We start from the raw sequence: 19493 nt of genomic DNA, 5'->3' as shown, positions 1-19493 counted from the left end.
CACGTAATTTACCAAAATTTGTGTAGATCATATTGATAAGTATTCTCATTTGGCCTATTGTTAATGCCATAATTATTAATATCAAAGGGCTAACAAAATGAAATTTATGTCTCGAACCATAGCAAAGAGTATCAGTGTCGGCCTGTTAGCGGGTTCGGCAGTCATGGCAAGCTTCGCATCATGGGCTGAAACGGTCACCGACATAGTTGGTCGCTCTGTTGAAGTTCCAGAGAATGTAAATCGTGTTTTGTTGGGCGAAGGCCGTTTGTTCCACGCTATCGCTTTACTTGAAGGCGATAAGCCACTGGCCCGTATCGCGGGTTGGCAAGGTGATTTCCGCAAATTGGATCCGCAGTCTTACGCCGTCTATAAAGCTAAATTCCCTGAGATTGACAAGATTCCTTTGATTGGTAATACCAGTGCTGATAGTGTCAGTTCTGAAAAAGTATTAACTCTCAACCCAGATATCGCCATTTTTGGTTTGTCTGGTCATGGCCCTGGTAAAGACAGCGAATTGGTCGCTCAACTTGAAAAGGCTGGTGTTCCGGTTGTATTTGTCGATTTTCGTACTGAGCCGTTAAAGAACACGCTGCCGAGCATTCGTATGTTAGGTAAGGTACTCAATCGTGAAAAACAAGCGGCAGAATATGCCGATTTTTACGAGAAAAATGTAAAACTGGTGACTGATATCACCAATAAAATCCCGGAAGAGAAAAAACCAACAGTATTTATCGACTTAAGAGCGGGTTCTTTTGAAGACTGCTGTGCAACTGCCGGTGACGGTAATATGGGTAACTTTATCGATTTGGCCGGTGGTAAAAACATTGCTAAAGGTGTTCTGCCAGGCGTACTTGGTAACATGAATCTCGAAAAAATTATTGCAGTTGACCCTTATATTTACATTGCTAGTGGTGCAAAAGCGCCAGACAGTAATGAACCTGGTGTAAAACTGGGAGCGCAATCTACGCCTGAACTCGCAAAAGCCAGTCTGAAACAAATGACTGAACGTAAAGGTATTAGCTCGTTGACTGCGGTTAAAGAGGGCAGAGATTATGCGATTTGGCATAACTACTACAACTCTCCATATAATGTGATAGCAACTCAAGTATTTGCTAAGTGGTTCTATCCTAAGCAATTTGCAGATTTAGATCCGCAAAAGACACTGAATGAATTACACAGTAAATTCTTGGCAGTTGATCCATCAGGGGTTTACTGGATTAGTGAAAAGTAATCAGTCAGGTAACGGGAATAATGAGTGCCACTACCGAGCCAATGGTGAAACAACAATTAGATGACAGCAGTGTAAAAGTTCATTACCGATATATTTTACGCCGCCGTATTGTGATGATGGTATTTATCGTGCTGATTATTGGTGTTTCACTGGTATTAGATTTTACGATAGGGCCATCAGGTCTATCTTTGTCATCTCTCTGGCAAACTTTAATGTCGCCAGAGAGTGTGGATGCGGGTACACGGGTAATTGTTTGGGATATCCGTTTACCATATGCCTTGATGGCGGTAGTGATTGGCTTGTCTCTTGGGCTGGCTGGCGCGGAAATGCAGACGATTTTAAATAACCCATTAGCCAGCCCCTCTACTTTAGGGGTTGCTCAAGCGGCTGCATTTGGTGCGGCGTTGGCGATTGTATCGGGTATTGGTATTCCAGGCGTGCCTGATCAATGGTTCATCTCTGCGAATGCTTTCATTTTCGCTTTGTTGGCTGCATTGGTACTGGACACGATCACTCGTTTGACACGTGTTGCTACGTCTGGGGTAGTATTATTTGGTATTGCATTGGTCTTTACCTTTGAAGCATTGGTTTCCATGATGCAGTTTATCGCAACGGAAGATACCCTTCAGGGGTTAGTACTCTGGACAATGGGTAGTCTTGCCAGAGCAACTTGGATAAAACTGGGTGTTATGTTGTTGGTGTTTGCAGTCGTTTTTCCTATTTCAATGATGAATTCCTGGAGACTGACAGCGCTGCGCTTGGGTGAAGATCGTGCAATCAGTTTTGGTATCGATGTTCGTCGTCTGCGTTTGGGGACATTATTGCGTATTAGTATTCTAGCCGCTTTAGCCGTTGCATTCGTTGGGCCAATTGCCTTTGTCGGTTTAATTGCGCCACATATTGCCCGTATGATGTTCGGGGAAGATCATCGTTTCTATTTACCCGCTAGTGCTTTAATTGGTGCATTGGTGTTGTCTATGGCGTCCATCGCCTCGAAGAACCTGATCCCAGGTGTGGTTATTCCTGTTGGGATTGTTACTGCGTTAGTGGGGGTTCCATTCTTCCTTAGCATAATTTTACGTCATAGGGGGAACATATGAACCCGGGATTAACCATTAGCAATTTTTTTGCGGGTTACCCGAAACATTCGGTTATTGAAAATCTGAATGTTGCTCCGTTGCCGCGTGGGAAAATTACGGTACTGTTGGGGCCAAATGGTAGCGGTAAATCAACACTTCTGCGTTCTTTGGCGGGTTTAAATCGTGCAAGAGGCCAGCTTTGGCTTGATGGTCAGGATTTGATGGAAATGAGTTTTATCCAGCGATCGGAAAATGTGGTTTATTTACCACAAAGTTTACCTGCTGGTGTTCATTTGCATGTACTGGAATCGATTATCGTTGCTCAACGGGCATCCAGAGGACGTCATTCTGAAACTAGTGAAGAAGAGGTGATGTCGTTATTACGTCAGTTGGGGATTGAACACCTGGCGTTATGTTATTTAGATCAGTTATCTGGTGGTCAAAAACAGTTGGTTGGATTGGCACAATCGTTAATTCGTAAACCAACATTATTGTTATTAGATGAACCACTTAGTGCTCTGGATTTAAATTATCAATATCACGTCATGGCATTGGTAGCCCAAGAAACGTATCGTCGTAATATTATTACGGTGGTCGTTGTGCATGATATTAATATCGCGTTACGTCATGGTGATCATGTATTAATGTTGCAAAAAGGGCGTTTAATTGCTGAAGGAATTCCAGAGCAGGTTATTACGCCAGATAGTCTGGCACAGGTTTACGGTGTCAAAGGCAGAATTGAACGTTGTTCTCAGGGCATTCCCCAGGTATTGGTTGATGGATTGGTTTCAAAGCTAGCGAGTGAGAATTCATTTTAACTTGTTATTTAAATTATATTTTTTACAAAGCATGACATAAATTGCACACAAAAACTGGAATGTACATAGTTGTACGTGGGGGAATGATCTATTTTTCTTATGCTACAGTGTCTTAAAAACTACATTTTTGTCTGACTAATGCCGAGATTCACCCTTTGCTGGCAAGGGTAGTAAATAGAATGTGTTAATAAGATAGATTATTATAGCCAATAAAAATACGGTTTTATACTTTATGGTAATAAGATGTTAGTAAACTGATAGAACTAAACAGGGATAAATACTTTATTTTCGTTACCTTAGCATACGTTGATTATTCATTTTTATTAAATGAACTGCTTAGTGAGCTGAATTTAAATGATTAATACTACGTAGTAGTATTGGTATCACGAGAAACATATTGTCGTAATATTATTACCTTGGGTAGCTGTATATGATATTAATACTGATTTGTGACATGTAAGGAGTTAAACACAGTTATCATAGGGATATTTTACAGGTATTGCTTTCAACGCTAGAGATTGGAGAATTCATTTTAACTTATTGTTTAAATTATATTTATGATAAAGCATAGGCGCGGAATGCGCATAAAAATCAAAACGTGCATCGCCGTATATGAGGAATAATTTATTTACCTTTTAATACTGTGTGTTTAAAAGCTACAGTTTTGTCTGGTTAATGCTGAGATTTACTCTTTAACTGCAAAGGATAGTAAATGGAATAAGTTAATAAGATGGATTATTGGAATTAATAGAGAATATTGTCTTATGTCTTATGGTAATAAGATATAAGTAAACTAATAAAATAATAAAACTACACAGAGGTAAATATTTTATCCTCGTTATTTGAGCACATGTTGATTATCCATTTTTATAGATGAATAAAGTGAAATTATATCTCTTGGAGAATCGGGAATGGGTGTTTTTAATAAAAGAAAAATCGCGTTAGGTGTTATTGCTGCAATTTCATCTAGCTCAGTCTTGGCGGTTGGCGGCAATAATGACACTATTATTGTGACTACAGCAGCAGGCTTTCAACAGAAAATTGAAGATGCTCCAGCGTCTATTTCTGTGGTGAGCCGTGAACAATTGGAAACTAAGGCTTATCGTGATGTGACTGATGCATTGAAAGATGTGCCGGGGGTCGTTGTTACAGGTGGTGCTAGCAACAGTGATATCAGTATTCGCGGTATGGCATCTCAATATACGATGATTCTGGTTGATGGTAAGCGTGTTGATACTCGTGGTACTCGTCCAAACAGTGACAATTCTGGTATTGAGCAGGGGTGGTTGCCGCCGTTGGCTGCGATAGAACGCATCGAAGTGGTGCGTGGTCCCATGTCTTCTCTTTATGGTTCTGATGCGATGGGGGGGGTGATTAACGTCATTACCCGTAAGGCACAGAAAGAGTGGAAAACTAGCTTCCGCGCTGATGGTACTTTGCAAGAGCGTTCTAAATCAGGTAATAGTCATCAGAGTAGTGTTTATACCTCTGGCCCAATTATTGATGGATTACTGGGGCTGAAAGTGAGTGGCCTGTATTCTCACCGAAATGAAGATAAATTTATTGGTGGTTTTAATAAACAGGAAATGCGTAACGGTTCAGCTACTTTCTCTTTGACGCCCGATGAACAGAATACTTTTGATTTTGAAGCTGGACGTTATGAACAAGATCGTGATTCTACTGTAGGGAAAACAAAAACGAGTAGTTGGCGATCTCCAGGTAATAGCCAAAGTCGATATAAAAGAAATAATTATTCCATCACCCATAACGGTGTTTACGATTTTGGAACATCGACAACATATTTCCAGCGTGACGAATCACGTAACCCCGGTCGTGATATGAAATATTACGATAATCTGTTCAATACTCATACAGTATTTATGTTGGGTGACCACTCATTGAGCGTAGGTGGTCAGTATCGTTATGAAGATTTACGTGATGACGGGAATCAATTAGCTTCTGCTAAAAATGTCAATAAGCTGACCCGCTGGAGTTGGGCGTTATTTGCTGAAGATGAGTGGCAAATGACTAATGACTTTGCGTTGACCGGTGGTATCCGTATGGACAAAGACGAAAATTTCGGTAACCACTGGACTCCACGTTTGTATGGTGTATGGCATGTTGATGAGCAATGGACAATTAAAGGTGGTATTTCGACAGGATACCGTTCACCAGAATTACGTCAAGCGGCATCTAATTGGGGGCAGATTACGGGTGGTGGTGGTGATCCCGCGATTATCGTCGGTAATCCAGATTTGAAGCCAGAGAAGAGCTTCAACCAGGAAATTGGTGTTATTTGGAACAATCAGGATAATTTTAATGCAGGTTTAACGATATTCAATACTGAATTTAAAGATAAAATTACTGAATTACGTCGTTGTACCGATCCAAGTGGTAAATCTCGGGGTAAGTGCGTTATTGATGGCACTGCTTATAAATTTATTAGTGACCGTGTGAACATTGATAAAGCCAATATGCGTGGTGTAGAAGCGACGATAAACTGGGATATTGTTGATGACTGGTTATTGACTGCAAACTATACGTATACTGATTCTGAGCAAAAGAGTGGTAACTTTAAAGGGAAACCTTTGAATAAGATGCCTAAACATATGGCGAATGCAACCTTAAATTGGCAAGTTTTACCAGAAATGCAAGCTTGGACTCGTGTTAATTACCGTGGCAAAACTTCGAATTATTTATCACGTACCTCTATGGGGAAAGGAACACCGTCTTATACCTTTGTGGATATCGGTGTCAGTTATTATTTAGCTGATGGTTTGCGTTTGGTAGGTGGGGTATACAACGTATTTGAGAAGCAAGTGACTGAGGATACTCATGAAACGGTATTGGATGGTCGTCGCTATAACATTGGTATCAATTACGACTTTTAATAACGCGTTCTAACTAACAGTGTCATAATCCTCTCTGTTTGTTGCTGACAGAGAGGATTTTTGTTTTTTACTTATACCTGTAAAAACTGAATAGCAATCCGTTTTGTGTTGTGTTAAAACTTAGCTCATGCCAAAGAAGTGTATATGACACCGTTGACTTCCATAGCGTCATCAATGGGTGTGGTAAAAAATAATGAACTTTTAGTGCGCCGAGTATTGCTATTTCAGGTCTTCGAGTGCAGAATTCGCCCACTAGAGAATAACTGATGCGTTTATATGTGTCGGTTATTTTTTTTGCTTTGACTTATTTTTTACTATACCAGAGGCCGGACTCTGAGCCGGATAGATAATTGGCCCACGAGCAACCGTAATGAGAATCGGTTGCCGTAATGAGGAACGCTAAATATGGAGCAATTATTCTCTTTCGCACTTGTACCAATCGGTACATGCTGCTGCATCGATGACTACGGAGCGTTGCGCTCTGCATATAATCCAGCCTCTAACTCTCCTGCCTATAGGCAGAAGCGAAGTCTTCCCAGTAACTGTCGATTAAGTAGTGTCACAACGCGAATCGAAGTTATGGGAGGTTTCGCTCATGTCTCATAATACTGTAATCCCACTAGGCACCAACCAGACTGGTGCGAACAATCGTGTTCAACTCAGAAAAACACTGACTTTGGTTCAGGTGGTGATGATGGGTCTTGCTTATCTGCAACCTATGACCATCTTTGATACTTTCGGCATTGTTTCTGGTTTGACTGACGGTCATGTACCAACATCCTACGCTATTGCTTTGATCGCAATTCTGTTTACCGCCTTGAGCTATGGGAAATTGGTAAAACGTTTCCCATCCGCCGGATCTGCATATACTTATGCACAAAAATCCATTAGTCCGCATGTTGGCTTTATGGTGGGTTGGTCGTCGCTATTGGACTATATGTTCATGCCGATGATTAATGTCTTATTAGCGAAAATTTATCTTCAAGCTATTTTTCCTAGCGTGGATCCGTGGATCTTCGTTGTGGGATTTGCATTACTGATGACAGCTTTTAACCTGCGTGGCATTAACGTTGTTGCTAATCTCAACACGGCTATTGTTATTGTTCAGGTAGCCATTATGGTTGTATTTGTGGGGTTACTGATCCACGGTGTGTACAACGGGGAAGGAGTTGGAACTTTATGGAGTGCGAAACCATTTGTTTCTGAGGATGCTCATTTAATCCCAATGATTACTGGGGCCACGATTTTGTGCTTTTCATTCCTAGGGTTTGATGGCATTAGCTCGTTGTCCGAAGAGACACCGAATGCTGGTAAGGTGATTCCGAAAGCGATTTTCCTGACGGTATTAATCGGTGGTGTTATCTTCATTGCGGTTTCTTATTTCTTGCAGCTCTATTTTCCGGATGTCTCTCGGTTCAAGAACCCAGATGAATCTCAGCCAGAAATTATGTTGTATGTAGCGGGTACGTTGTTCCAAGCTATTATCTTGGTGTTCTCTTGTATCACCGTTTTGGCTTCTGGTATGGCGGCTCACGCAGGGGTTTCCCGTCTGCTCTATGTTATGGGGCGCGATGGAGTATTTCCTGAGAAAATATTTGGCTACGTTCATCCAAAATGGCGGACTCCGGTAATCAACGTATTGCTAGTAGGTATTATAGGGTTATCTGCGATTACCTTTGATCTGGTTACTGCAACAGCTCTAATTAATTTTGGTGCGTTGATAGCGTTTACCTTTGTAAACTTGTCAGTTATTTCTCAATTCTATATCCGTGAACGTCGTAATCGTACATTAAAAGATACAATTAATTTCTTGGTACTACCTGTGATAGGTGCTTGTACCGTTAGTGTACTGTGGATGAATCTGGAACAAAGTTCTATGGAATTAGGGCTAACTTGGGGAGCAATTGGTCTGATTTATATGGTATTTCTGACTCGTCGCTTCCGTCAGCCGATGCCCCAATGCTCTGAAATGGTTTAATATCTAGTAAAAGAATAATGGTGCCGAATTTGGTGCCATTATTTTTTACTGTGTTACCAATTTACTGTAATAATGAAGGAAAGGGAGCTTAAGAAAAAAAACAGCGAGGTAGCTTACAGATAAGAAAAATTTCAACGGTAAACGGAGAAAAACAATCTATGCTCTGAGAGGTGATTATTATTAAGGAAGAGACTATGAATGATACAAAAACCTCTCAAAATCAACAAGTAATTACTACCTTGACCAATATTGTCGGTAAATCTCATATTCTGACTGCTCCCCATAAAACTGAACGTTATCGTAAAGGCTTTCGCTCCGGCCAAGGAGACGCTTTAGCTGTTGTATTTCCCGGTTCACTGGTGGAACAGTGGTATGTGTTTAAGGCCTGTATTGAAGCAGATAAAATCATTTTAATGCAAGCGGCCAACACGGGGGTAACCGAAGGTTCTACTCCGAATGGCAAGGATTATGATCGTGACATAGTGATCATTAGCACGCTGCGCATGAATAAAATTCAGATTTTAAAATCGTGTAATCAGGTAGTTGCGTTACCAGGCAGTACGTTATGGCAACTTGAACGCGCACTCAAGCCTCTGGGCCGTGAACCTCATTCAGTTATCGGTTCTTCCTGCATCGGTGCTTCTGTGGTTGGGGGCATCTGTAATAATTCCGGCGGTTCTTTAGTTCATCGTGGGCCGGCTTATACCGAAATGGCATTGTATGGACGGGTTAATGAGCGTGGTAAGCCAGAATTGATTAATCATCTAGGGATCTATTTGGGAGAAACACCAGAAGAGATTCTCTCTTGTCTGGAAGAACAACGTTACAGTGATCAGGATGTAGAACATGGTCAGCGTAAAGCATCTGATCATGAATATGCCCAACGGGTGCGTGACGTAGATGCTGATACTCCATCTCGTTTCAATTCTGACGAGCGCCGTTTGTTCGAAACTTCAGGTTGTGCGGGTAAGCTGGTTGTGTTTGCCGTCCGGCTCGATACTTTTCCGGCAGAACCTTTGTCTCAAGTATTTTATATCGGTACCAATCAAACTGGCGTATTGACAGAATTGCGTCGCCATATATTAGCAAATTTTCATAGTTTACCGGTGGCGGGTGAATATATGCACCGGGATATTTTTGATATTGCGGAAACTTACGGTAAAGATACTTTTATCATGATTGATAAGCTTGGTACCGATAAAATGCCGGCTTATTTTACTTTAAAAGGGAGAATGGACGCTATCTTCAACCGGATTCCATTCTTGCCTACCAATCTTGTTGACCGCATTATGCAGGGATTAAGTCGCTTACTTCCTTCCCACTTGCCTAAACGTTTAAAAGAATATCGTAATCGTTTTGAGCACCATCTGATATTAAAGATGTCTGGTGATGGGGTTGAAGAGGCCAGAAGCTGGTTGGAAAAATATTTTAGCCAGGTAGAAGGGGATTTCTTTGCTTGTACGCCAGAGGAGGGGGCTAAAGCGTTCTTGCATCGTTTTTCCGCTGGTGGCTCGGCGATCCGTTATCAAGCAGTGCATAGTAACGAAGTAGAGAATATCCTTTCACTTGATATCGCTCTGCGCCGTAATGATCGTGAATGGTTTGAACAATTACCCCCAGAATTTGATGATGTATTGGTACACAAACTTTATTGCGGACACTTTATGTGCTACGTGTTCCATCAGGATTACATTGTGAAAAAGGGGGTAGATGTACAGGCATTGAAGGAAAGAATGATAGAACTGCTTGATAAACGAGGTGCGGAATACCCGGCAGAGCATAATGTGGGGCATGTATATCAAGCTAAACCTCAACTTAAGGCCTTTTATCGGATGACTGATCCTACTAACACTCTCAACCCAGGAATTGGAAAAACATCCAAGCTAAAAAATTGGGGCGAAGGATCTTAATGTCAATATTCTCAGTAGTTACAACGATATGCTGGTACTAAGAAAGTTCAAATCTGTAAAGGTTGATGATAATCATCCTGTTAGAAAGAAAGGCGAGTATATATGACTCGCCGTTTTATATTTGTTCTCGCCCCGTTTAATTATCCAGCCAGTTGCACTGCATATTCCATGAGTGCTTTGAGCTGGCGACATTTTTCTTCATTGCCTTGGTGTTCAATGAAGAGTTGTTCAATTGTAAAGAAATATTCATTCAGCTTATCCTGAGTTAAGACATCTTGACGATGACGTAACCAGCGCTGTTGTTCATCGTAAGTTAGAGTAGCAGGATAGTTTCTGGCACGGTAGCGGAATAACAGCGTTTTAATCCGTGGGTCCTGAAAAGTCAGATCGAGTGCAGGTAAATTCTGAGGCAACGTCTCACGGATAATATTCATTGTTGCTTTATCGGCATCACTAAAAAAGCCATCATACAACTTAGCGTCAACATTATCGGATTCAGGGAAAGGTTCGGCCTCGGCAAACAGTTCTACAACTTTTTCTCTGATTTGTGGATTATTCCGTAGAATAGTCAGATTTCTTTCGCAATGATCGCGATCCAATTCAATACGTTCAGCGTCTTCTGTTCGCAAAGTGTTATCGGGGGCGATTATCGGGCACTTATTAATATGAACCAGTTTTATAGGGACTGGTGATTGATCTGGTTGCAATTCATCATGGCGGGTATATAGACGTTCACGCAATGTATCTGCATCCAATTCCAGTAATGGTGAAATATCCCCAGCTAAATCGCACATAATAACAGCATTTCGGTTTATTGGATGCCAGGCAAGAGGCGCAACCAAACTGAGGTTGCTGCGAGCAGCGCCAAACATCCCGGAAACATGAACCAGTGGTTTCATTTGAGGGATATCGATAAGGGCGCTAATTTTCTGCTTATTTCTTAACTGAAAGAAATAATTGAACATCCTTGGCTGTACTTCTTTGAGTAATTTTGCCATTGCGATTGTGGCGTAGACATCGGACATAGCATCGTGAGCATGTGAATGTTCAATGCTATTTGCTTTGGTCAGATGTTCTAATTTAAAGCTAGGTAGACCATCTTCATTCTCTGGCCAGACAATACCTTCGGGGCGTAAGGCATAACAGGCACGTAATACATCAAGCAAATCCCAACGGGAGCTACCTTTTTGCCAACTATAAGCGTATGGATCATAAAAATTACGGTAAAAAATATTCCGGCTGACTTCATCATCAAACCGAATATTGTTATAACCGAGGATACAACTGTTCGGTACACTGAATACATTATGAATCTGGCGGGCAAATTCCGCTTCATTGACCCCTTTTTCTAATGCAATTTGAGGCGTAATGCCTGTAATCATGACAGCTTCTGGTTGTGGCAAATAATCATCAGCAGGTGAACAGTAAATAACTAATGGCTCTTCAATAATATTGAAATCCATATCAGTACGAACACCAGCAAATTGAGCCGGTCTGTCTAAGGCCGGATGTTGACCAAAAGTTTCGTAGTCGTGGATGTAGAAAGTGGGTTGTTCGCTGCTATTTTTCACTGTTGTTCAATGTCCAATGATGTTAATTGTTTGTTTTTTCAAAGAATGAGCGACATTTTTGCCATAAAATGCAGACAATTGTTGCTTACTATCTTAGAGAATCTAGGTAATTACAATCAATATTGTATACATGTTTTCCTACTTTTTGTTCTGCGATTGGAGGCCGATTATTAACATTTTGAGTACTTGAAATAAAAAATTGTGTGTTTTAAGAACATTTACCCTTGACAATATTGATCTGCCTACCGCAGTATGCATCGAAGTGTTGAAAAAATAAGCGAGATGAATATGTCAAATTTAATTTATTTAACAGTTAAAGGTCAAAATCAAGGGTTAATTTCTGCTGGTTGTGGCAGAAGAGACTCAATAGGTATCAAAGCGCAAAATGGGCACGAAGATAAGATCTTCGTCTATAGTCTGCAACATCTTATGACTCGCAAACAAAATGTTTCACATCATCCGGTAATTATTACTAAACCTATTGATAAAGCTTCTCCTTTATTAGCAAAAAGCTTGGATGATAACGAAAGGTTAGAGTGTTTTCTTGAATCTTACCGTACCAGCGAAAACGGTGGACTTGAGCTTTACTATACAATTCGTCTTGGGCAAGCGTATATTGTTAGTTTAAAATCAGACCACCCGCATTCATTAACCAGTAATCATATGATGCCACAGGAAATTCTTTCAATAGTATATGCCAATATTACCTGGAATAATGTGGCGTGTTCAACGAGTACGTATAGTATTTGGGATGAAAGGGTTTTTTAATGGATGGAGCTAAAGAAATTGCTGAAAAAATGGTTTCGGCTATTAACGATGACAGTAGCTGGCTTACTGGGTTTGCTGAGGGAATATTAGATATTCCGGTGGATTTTTATTATCTTGGTTATGATTATCTTGATACTGATCATCGATGGGATAATGAAAATGACAAATATCGTTTTGTTGGATTGGTAAAATCAGAAGCAATTACGCTTAATAATCTTGAAAGGGTGATTCAGATTATTTTTGAAGATTACTTAGGTAAGCTGAGTGAAGAACAAAAGCAACGATTAATCGAAACGAAAGCTGGGAAAATATTTGGGGGTATTGTTGCAAAGTATGTCATCTTTAACGGACAGCTCGGTGCTTTTTTCGGTACAAAATGGTTTACGAAATTTGGTGGCTCTCTAGCATTTACTACAGTTTTGGGGCTTGGGGCGTCAGTATCTAGGGCTATCTATACTTCTAGAGAATTAGCTCAAACAAACCCGAACTTATATATGTTATTAAGGAGAGAGGGTAACTTGGATTTACTTTATTTCTTGGTTGAGAGTAAAATGGAGCCATATGTCAGAGCATTGGAAGCGTATGATGAAAATCGAGATTTATTTAATGAAGTATTTGATGAATTCTCTGTAGGGCTAGATCAATGAAGATAGTAAGTATATTGATGAAAATCGTGATGCACATAACTCAAGGGATAATTGGTGGGGTGAGTGTATTTTCAGTTATTGGATTAGTTTATTTTACCTTAATGTCAACATTAGAAAACCGATATCAGTATGCGATAGTTGCAGGTACATGCTTGGCGTTTTCTATTTTTTTTTACTACATTACAGAAAAAATAAAAGAAAAGTGTGGGTTATTTCATTAGATTATGAAAAATAGTTCACTAAGCTGAGTGGATCTGTAACATTTACTCCGAGAAGGTAATATTTCTTGGTTGAAAGTAAAATGGAGCCATATGTTACAACATTGGAGGTGTATGACGGGAATCGGAGTTTATTTGATAAATTTTCAGCAGGGTTAGATGAATGATAATGGCAATAATACGTATATTGATGAAAATCGTGATGTATCTAATACAAGGATTAATTGTTAGTATTGGTACACTTTCAGTGGGTGTATTAATCTATTTTGCACTGATGTCAACATTGGAAAATCGATATCAGTATATAATAGTTGCAGGTATATGCTTGGCACTTTATGCGTTTTTTTACTATATAACGGAAAAAATAAGAGGAAAATGCATATTATTCCAATAGGTTATGGTTAGTAAGCGTAGAGATTATTATTTATCTAGATTTATCCAGGAGGATTAGGCTAATAAGTATATTTTCAAGGGGGCTTTTCTGTTATCAAAGGTATTATCATAGGTAATCTATAAATACCTTTTACTAGTTTGCTGATAAATTGTTTAGGCAATTTTACCAGCAAACAGAATATATAATAATTAAAATATATTTTTATTCATATATTTTCCCTTATTAAGGGTAATTAACCTCTTGAAAATATTCATTAATAGATTCAATATATTGATCACTTAAACCAGTTTCATATTGGATTCTTTCAAGTAAATTTATTCTATTGACACTATAAAATGGTTTAATATAAACCCCATTTTTGGGGTGAGTTATTTTTATAATTGGAATTCTTGTTTTACGTGCATGGCCAAAAGAGATTTCGTAACCATTCAAATCAAAAGGAATTTTTTTCATCACCTAACCTAATTATCGTTATATTTTTCGTCAATTTTAATTATGTTTCAGCAATAAGGAAATTTTTATTTTATTATTAAGATGGGTATCACAAATATAGTCAGTTTGAACATGTATTTAAATAATAAACTAATAAACTAATAAACTAATAAACTAATAAACTAATAAACTAATAAACTAATAAACTAATAAACTAATAAACTAATAAACTAATAAACTAATAAACTAATAAACTAATAAACTAATAAACTAAATGTTTTTCCATTGGGTATAAATTTTATTAAAAATAATTACCTGAAAATCTTATCTTGCAAAGAGTTGGGAAATAAAGGAATTAATACAGTTTAAAATGTATATAATATTAGAGAGTATTAACGTTTTATTCAATATTTTATCGTGCTCTATATAATTAGTTGTCTTTATTTGATTTGTTTATTAATATCTTGTTTGATTTCTAAGTGGAATTAACTTTATAGTTTTTTATTCATTTTGTATGGGATAATAGTTGAATTATTATTATATACAAATATATAAATTTTTTCTCCGACAGATATATAATTACGCTTGTTAGATAATCATGGAGATAATAGTGATTAATGATAGTACACTTGAAGTATGAAAAAATTGTAGAGTAAGAAATGGAAGATAAGCGATAGGGAAGGGAAAAATTGTGCTTCTGCCAGTGGAAGGTTGGCGATTTATTATTCACTCTCATTGGCCGATTGTTTTCGATTGAGTCAACATGCTGAACCTTTAGCAAGAAGTTAACAGGTTTATGTAATTAATGAGAATCAATAAATAACGGAAACTGACTTGTCTATTAATGGTTTTAGTCTTATTGTGTAGTCAGATTGGATAATTTGTACGTTTAGATTGAAGATAAGGTATGAAAATGGACAATGCAAATAAGCCGTCATTCCACAATGTGTTGGAATTTGTACGTATGTTTCGTCGTAAAAATAAGTTACAGCGCGAAATCGCAGATAATGAGAAGAAAATACGCGATAACCAGAAACGGGTTTTATTGCTTGATAACTTGAGTGAATACATCAAGCCCGGTATGTCAATTGAGGATATTCAGAGCATCATTATGAATATGAGAAGTGATTATGAAGACCGTATAGATGATCACATAATTAAAAATGCGGATCTTTCTAAAGAGCGCCGTGAGTTGTCTAAAAAGCTTAAAACAATCGGTGAACTCAAATAGCATCATTAGATAACCACGCATCAATGCGTGGTTATTTTTGCCGACTACGCAGTAACCCAATCAGGTTTAAGCTCTGGATCAACTAAGGTGTAAATTTGCTGATATGAAGATTCTTCTTCTGCCATAGTTGCCAGTTGATGTGCAACATCTTGACGACTAACTGCGCCATGAATTTCATGCTGATATCTTTGGCAATGGCCTGTTCCCGGTTTATTTGTTAATCCACCTGGGCGAATAATTGTGTAATTCAAAGAACTTGTTTGAAGGTAGCTTTCTGCCATTGATTTACGCCTGACAGATTGGCCAAACAGTGACTTAGCTCTGGGTGACAGAGTTTTCCAGCCTTCGCCGCAACCTATTGAGGTAACGAGTAACATACGTGCTATTCCAGTTTTCTCAATAGTATCAATGATAGTCATATTGCCAAGGAGATCTGAATCAATTCCACCAATAGTAGAAAAGACGATTGCTTCTGAACTTACATATTGTACGGTTTTTTCAACATTTTCAGCGTTACAGGCATCACCTTGTATCACTTTGACGCCTAAAGCACTCAGCTCAGTAGCCTGCTCAGAATTGCGGATAAGCGCAATTACGGGACGTTTTTGTTGCAGTGCGACAGTCACAAGATGACGTCCAACGCCACTACCTGCACCAAAAATAAGCCACGGTTTCATAGACTATTCTCCTGGTTAAATAATATACCCGTTATCTTTCAAGTTGCCTCTTTGTTGGCTGCACTCACTCACCCCGGTCACATAGTTCTCTATGCTTCCGGGGATTCGCTCCCTTGCCGTCGCGATCCATCTTGAAATCCATAGGATATAAATCGAATGATAATTAATTGAACAGAGTAACAGTGATAGCCGTTTAAACTAACCCTTATGTGGATAGAATAAAATTAATGGTAAGTATTTTTGTGGGGTTAGTAGCAAAAAAAATGGCTCCCTAAAAAGAGCCATTCTGCTAATATTAAATAATGTTATTTATTCGAAGGATTGCGGTTTAGCCATTGGTGAAGTAGCCGCATTAGTGGCTGAATGGCCTCCAGCTCCCCTCCCTTCAAAATGAGAAAAAGGTCGTTGCCATTCGCTGATAACAATCGGTTTTTCAATCATCTCAGGGGCTGGCGCTTTGGTCATCGGCGCATAAGCATGATGAATTTTGGCTATAATAGCAACAGGTTGTTTAACCATTTCATCTTTACTCTTTTCAACAATTATCACTGCTGCAATTTCTTCAGGAACAATAATGCTTTCTTCTGTTTCAGGTTGCTGTTCAAATTCAGAGGCAATCGGTGTTATTGCAACAAATTCAATAAATGACGGCTCTTCCTGCACTGATTGAGTTTGCTGTAGAACAATGTCATTTGATTCTGTAATACCTGTTTCAGGTTTTAGCCTATCCTGATGAGCTTCCAGCGTTTCCGCCACCTTAGGCGATTCAGTGATGGTTTGTTCAGATTCTGCAACAATGGTGATTGCAGGTACTGTTTCCGCTACTATTGCTGGCAATACCTCATTTTGCTGTTCCTGCTGTTCGATCATAGAAATTTCCTCAGAAATTTCTATGGAAATCGGAACCACCGGATAGCGAACCCAAACTTTACCGGAAGCGATTTCTGGTGATGCAACAGCCATAGATAATGGTACCGGCGATTGAAGTAGATTTCTTTCATCGCGGTAACGACGACGACGCTGGCCACTAACGCGCAAATGACGAGGTGAACGACGAGAGCGGCGTGGCATAACATTATCTTGTTGCTCTTTATTTTCAGCCAGTTGTTGTAATTGAGCTGTTTCTACAGGTATTTCAACAGGTGCTGGTAATTGCTCTTCCGTAGCAACAGGTACCGGCAGTGAAGCGACAGTTGTCACTTCTTTCACTTCATCTATGATGCGAATTTTTTGTTCAAGCTGACGACGTTGGCGACGCGGTACAACTGGCAGACGCTCTTCAACTTCATTTTCAACGACTTCTGGCTTCTGAACTTCAAGTTGCTGCTGGCGTTTTTCTTCCTGACGACGGCGTTGACGTTCTGCACGTTGCTCGCGACGTTGCTGCTGTTGGGCTTCACGAGCGGCAGTATCTATCGTCACGTTGTTATCTTGAGGGCCATTTTTCTGTTGAGTATGACGATTTTTCCGTTGTTCGTCACGATCACGGTTATTACGTTGCTCATCACGTAGATTATTATCATCACGATCTTTACGTGAATTTTGGCGACGTTGATTGCGTCGTTCAGAAGAGCGACGGTTATCATGGCCGGATAATTTATTCTCTTTTTTCTGGGCCGGTTTTTCTTCTTCTGCGCTGAACATTTTTTTCAAAGCAGTCAAGAAGCGGCTTAAGAGACCAGGTTGTTCCGTTATAGTCTGAGCAGGGCGATTAGGCTTTTTCTCTTTTGCTTTATGTGATGGTTGCTGTGCTGGCGTATCGGTTGGCAAAGCAAAAGCAGAAATAGCGGGCTGTTCAGGACGCTTACGTTCAGGTTGGACATCTTCTTGAAGATTTGTCGTTCCAGTTTCATGAAATTGAGGAAGCAGATAACTCAGTGTAGAAATTTCCTCACCCTTACGTACGCGTAGGACAGAGAAGTGGGGAGTCTGCATTTGATCGTTAGGCACGATCACTACGCCAACGTCTCCTTGACGGCGCTCAATTGCACTGACTGCCTGGCGTTTTTCATTTAGTAGATACGAGGCGATTTGTACTGGAACAATAGCATGTACTTGATGCGTGTTCTCTTTCAGTGCCTCTTCTTCAATCAGACGTAAAATGGATAGCGACAGGGATTCGTTATCACGAATAGTCCCTGTGCCGCTACAGCGTGGGCAAACGTGGTGGCTGGATTCACCTAGCGATGGACTCAGGCGCTGACGGGACATTTCCAATAGACCAAAGCGAGAAATACGGCCAATTTGAATACGAGCACGATCCTGACGAACAGCATCACGTAGGCGGTTTTCCACTTCACGTTGATGACGTACTGGTGTCATATCGATAAAATCGATAACAATCAAACCACCAAGGTCACGCAGGCGTAATTGACGGGCAATCTCATCTGCGGCTTCAAGGTTGGTATTAAAAGCCGTCTCTTCGATATCTCCTCCGCGTGTTGCTCGGGAAGAGTTAATATCGATCGCAGTTAATGCTTCTGTGGTATCGATAACCACAGCACCGCCTGATGGCAGGCGAACTTCACGCTGAAATGCAGATTCAATCTGTGATTCAATCTGATAATGGCTGAACAGGGGAACTTCACCACTGTACAGTTTGATTTTACTGGTGAAATCAGGGCGGCCAAGTGCAGTGATATGCTGCCGCGCCAGATCGAGAACCTTGGGATTGTCGATTAAAATCTCACCGATGTCTGGGCGCAAATAGTCGCGGAAAGCACGGACAATAACATTGCTTTCTTGATGGATTAAGAATGGCGCAGAGCGGTTTTCAGCGGCTTTTTTGATCGCTTCCCAGTGTTTAAGGCGGAATGACAAATCCCACTGTAGTGCTTCTGCGGATTTACCGACGCCCGCAGTGCGGACGATCAGCCCCATCCCTTCTGGCACTTCTAGCGATGCCAATGCTTCTTTCAGTTCTGTGCGGTCATCTCCTTCGATACGGCGGGAAATACCGCCAGCGCGAGGATTATTAGGCATTAATACCAGATAACTGCCCGCCAGACTGATAAAAGTGGTTAAGGCGGCCCCTTTATTACCACGTTCTTCTTTATCGACTTGAACGATAACTTCCTGGCCTTCCCTGAGAACATCTTTGATATTAGGGCGGCCATGAGGATGGTAGTTACTGGGGAAGTATTCGCGGGCTATTTCTTTAATAGGAAGGAAACCATGCCGTTCAGCACCATAGTCAACAAAAGCGGCTTCCAAACTAGGTTCAATTCGGGTGATTTTACCTTTGTAGATATTTGCTTTTTTTTGCTCGTGTCCTGGGCTTTCGATATCCAAATCATAAAGACGTTGCCCGTCAACCAGAGCAACACGCAACTCCTCTTGCTGAGTTGCGTTGATTAGCATTCTTTTCATTGTAACTTACTCATTATTTTTTACATTAGTTATAGAGCTACGGGCAAATATAGATGAGCGACTGGTAACCGATGGTCTCGTGTCTTTTACAAATCCGCCAACCTCCCGGTTGTCGTTTGTATAGAGACGCATATTTTCGGCAGGTCTGAATTTTCACTTAGAAAACAGTACCCTTTTCTAGGAATAATCTGCAAATATAAATGAAGCGGATTTGATCCAATTCCAGTAATCTGCTACCCGTAGCCCGCTAGTTATTTGATTTCCCAGTACGTCTTACGC

13 protein-coding genes are annotated in these 19493 nt (G+C 40.1%); 9 read left to right on the top strand and 4 right to left on the bottom strand.

Annotated elements, in window-relative coordinates; all coding sequences use genetic code 11:
- The first annotated feature begins 97 nt into the window (after window positions 1-97).
- The 6 genes from EAE91_RS18855 (at window position 98) to dld (ending at window position 9907) form a co-directional block, all read left to right on the top strand.
- Window positions 98-1231 (top strand): ABC transporter substrate-binding protein, encoded by a 1134-nt coding sequence (locus tag EAE91_RS18855; protein WP_214089831.1) that lies wholly within the window; start codon window positions 98-100, stop codon window positions 1229-1231.
- Between the two features lie 20 nt (window positions 1232-1251).
- On the top strand, window positions 1252-2331 hold the full coding sequence (locus EAE91_RS18850; RefSeq protein ID WP_214089830.1) for a FecCD family ABC transporter permease: 1080 nt from the start codon (window positions 1252-1254) through the stop codon (window positions 2329-2331).
- On the top strand, window positions 2328-3128 hold the full coding sequence (locus EAE91_RS18845; protein WP_214089829.1) for an ABC transporter ATP-binding protein: 801 nt from the start codon (window positions 2328-2330) through the stop codon (window positions 3126-3128). Before EAE91_RS18850 ends, EAE91_RS18845 begins: the two co-directional genes overlap by 4 nt.
- A 911-nt stretch (window positions 3129-4039) precedes the next feature.
- Window positions 4040-6019, top strand: coding sequence for a ligand-gated channel protein (locus EAE91_RS18840; RefSeq protein WP_214089828.1), 1980 nt, complete (start codon window positions 4040-4042; stop codon window positions 6017-6019).
- A 595-nt stretch (window positions 6020-6614) separates the two neighbouring features.
- Entirely contained in the window at window positions 6615-7997 is a 1383-nt protein-coding gene (locus EAE91_RS18835; RefSeq protein WP_214089827.1) for an APC family permease, read from the top strand.
- Between the two features lie 194 nt (window positions 7998-8191).
- Window positions 8192-9907, top strand: a complete 1716-nt coding sequence (dld, locus tag EAE91_RS18830; protein WP_214089826.1) for a D-lactate dehydrogenase — start codon at window positions 8192-8194, stop codon at window positions 9905-9907.
- Between the two features lie 140 nt (window positions 9908-10047).
- Here dld and sbcB read toward each other — a convergent pair whose 3' ends face one another.
- Window positions 10048-11478, bottom strand: a complete 1431-nt coding sequence (gene sbcB / locus EAE91_RS18825) for an exodeoxyribonuclease I (protein ID WP_214089825.1) — start codon at window positions 11476-11478, stop codon at window positions 10048-10050.
- A 288-nt stretch (window positions 11479-11766) separates the two neighbouring features.
- Between sbcB and EAE91_RS18820 the strand changes: the two genes are divergently transcribed.
- Both EAE91_RS18820 and EAE91_RS18815 read left to right on the top strand, forming a co-directional pair.
- Entirely contained in the window at window positions 11767-12246 is a 480-nt protein-coding gene (locus tag EAE91_RS18820; RefSeq protein WP_036777266.1) for an Hcp family type VI secretion system effector, read from the top strand.
- On the top strand, window positions 12246-12893 hold the full coding sequence (locus tag EAE91_RS18815) for a hypothetical protein (protein WP_214089824.1): 648 nt from the start codon (window positions 12246-12248) through the stop codon (window positions 12891-12893). The genes EAE91_RS18820 and EAE91_RS18815 overlap by 1 nt, the downstream gene beginning before the upstream one ends.
- Before the next feature lie 834 nt (window positions 12894-13727).
- Here EAE91_RS18815 and EAE91_RS18810 read toward each other — a convergent pair.
- A complete protein-coding gene (locus EAE91_RS18810; RefSeq protein WP_214089823.1) occupies window positions 13728-13958 on the bottom strand; it encodes a hypothetical protein in 231 nt (76 codons plus the stop codon).
- Window positions 13959-14850: 892 nt separating this feature from the next.
- On the opposite strand from EAE91_RS18810, the gene tmaR reads away from it, so the two are divergent.
- Window positions 14851-15168, top strand: a complete 318-nt coding sequence (tmaR, locus tag EAE91_RS18805) for a PTS system regulator TmaR (protein ID WP_036782152.1) — start codon at window positions 14851-14853, stop codon at window positions 15166-15168.
- A gap of 44 nt (window positions 15169-15212) precedes the next feature.
- On the opposite strand, the gene EAE91_RS18800 is transcribed toward tmaR, so the two are convergent.
- Complete coding sequence (locus EAE91_RS18800; RefSeq protein ID WP_214089822.1) at window positions 15213-15845, bottom strand: SDR family oxidoreductase; 633 nt, start codon at window positions 15843-15845, stop codon at window positions 15213-15215.
- Between the two features lie 309 nt (window positions 15846-16154).
- Window positions 16155-19214, bottom strand: a complete 3060-nt coding sequence (gene rne / locus EAE91_RS18795) for a ribonuclease E (protein ID WP_214089821.1) — start codon at window positions 19212-19214, stop codon at window positions 16155-16157.
- Window positions 19215-19493 lie beyond the last annotated feature (279 nt).

Origin of the sequence: Photorhabdus noenieputensis (assembly GCF_018448935.1) — a bacterium.
Lineage (GTDB): Bacteria > Pseudomonadota > Gammaproteobacteria > Enterobacterales > Enterobacteriaceae > Photorhabdus > Photorhabdus noenieputensis.
The sequence above is the reverse complement of the archived record's forward strand: the minus strand, read 5'-3'. Positions and strand labels throughout refer to the sequence as shown.

Coding starts and splice junctions, on each gene's coding strand:
- EAE91_RS18845 (WP_214089829.1), top strand. CDS start 2,328: ATGAACCCGGGATTAACCATTAGCAATTTTTTTGCGGGTTACCCGAAA.
- tmaR (WP_036782152.1), top strand. CDS start 14,851: ATGGACAATGCAAATAAGCCGTCATTCCACAATGTGTTGGAATTTGTA.
- EAE91_RS18815 (WP_214089824.1), top strand. CDS start 12,246: ATGGATGGAGCTAAAGAAATTGCTGAAAAAATGGTTTCGGCTATTAAC.
- EAE91_RS18800 (WP_214089822.1), bottom strand. CDS start 15,845: ATGAAACCGTGGCTTATTTTTGGTGCAGGTAGTGGCGTTGGACGTCAT.
- EAE91_RS18855 (WP_214089831.1), top strand. CDS start 98: ATGAAATTTATGTCTCGAACCATAGCAAAGAGTATCAGTGTCGGCCTG.
- dld (WP_214089826.1), top strand. CDS start 8,192: ATGAATGATACAAAAACCTCTCAAAATCAACAAGTAATTACTACCTTG.
- EAE91_RS18850 (WP_214089830.1), top strand. CDS start 1,252: ATGAGTGCCACTACCGAGCCAATGGTGAAACAACAATTAGATGACAGC.
- rne (WP_214089821.1), bottom strand. CDS start 19,214: ATGAAAAGAATGCTAATCAACGCAACTCAGCAAGAGGAGTTGCGTGTT.
- EAE91_RS18820 (WP_036777266.1), top strand. CDS start 11,767: ATGTCAAATTTAATTTATTTAACAGTTAAAGGTCAAAATCAAGGGTTA.
- EAE91_RS18810 (WP_214089823.1), bottom strand. CDS start 13,958: ATGAAAAAAATTCCTTTTGATTTGAATGGTTACGAAATCTCTTTTGGC.
- EAE91_RS18840 (WP_214089828.1), top strand. CDS start 4,040: ATGGGTGTTTTTAATAAAAGAAAAATCGCGTTAGGTGTTATTGCTGCA.
- EAE91_RS18835 (WP_214089827.1), top strand. CDS start 6,615: ATGTCTCATAATACTGTAATCCCACTAGGCACCAACCAGACTGGTGCG.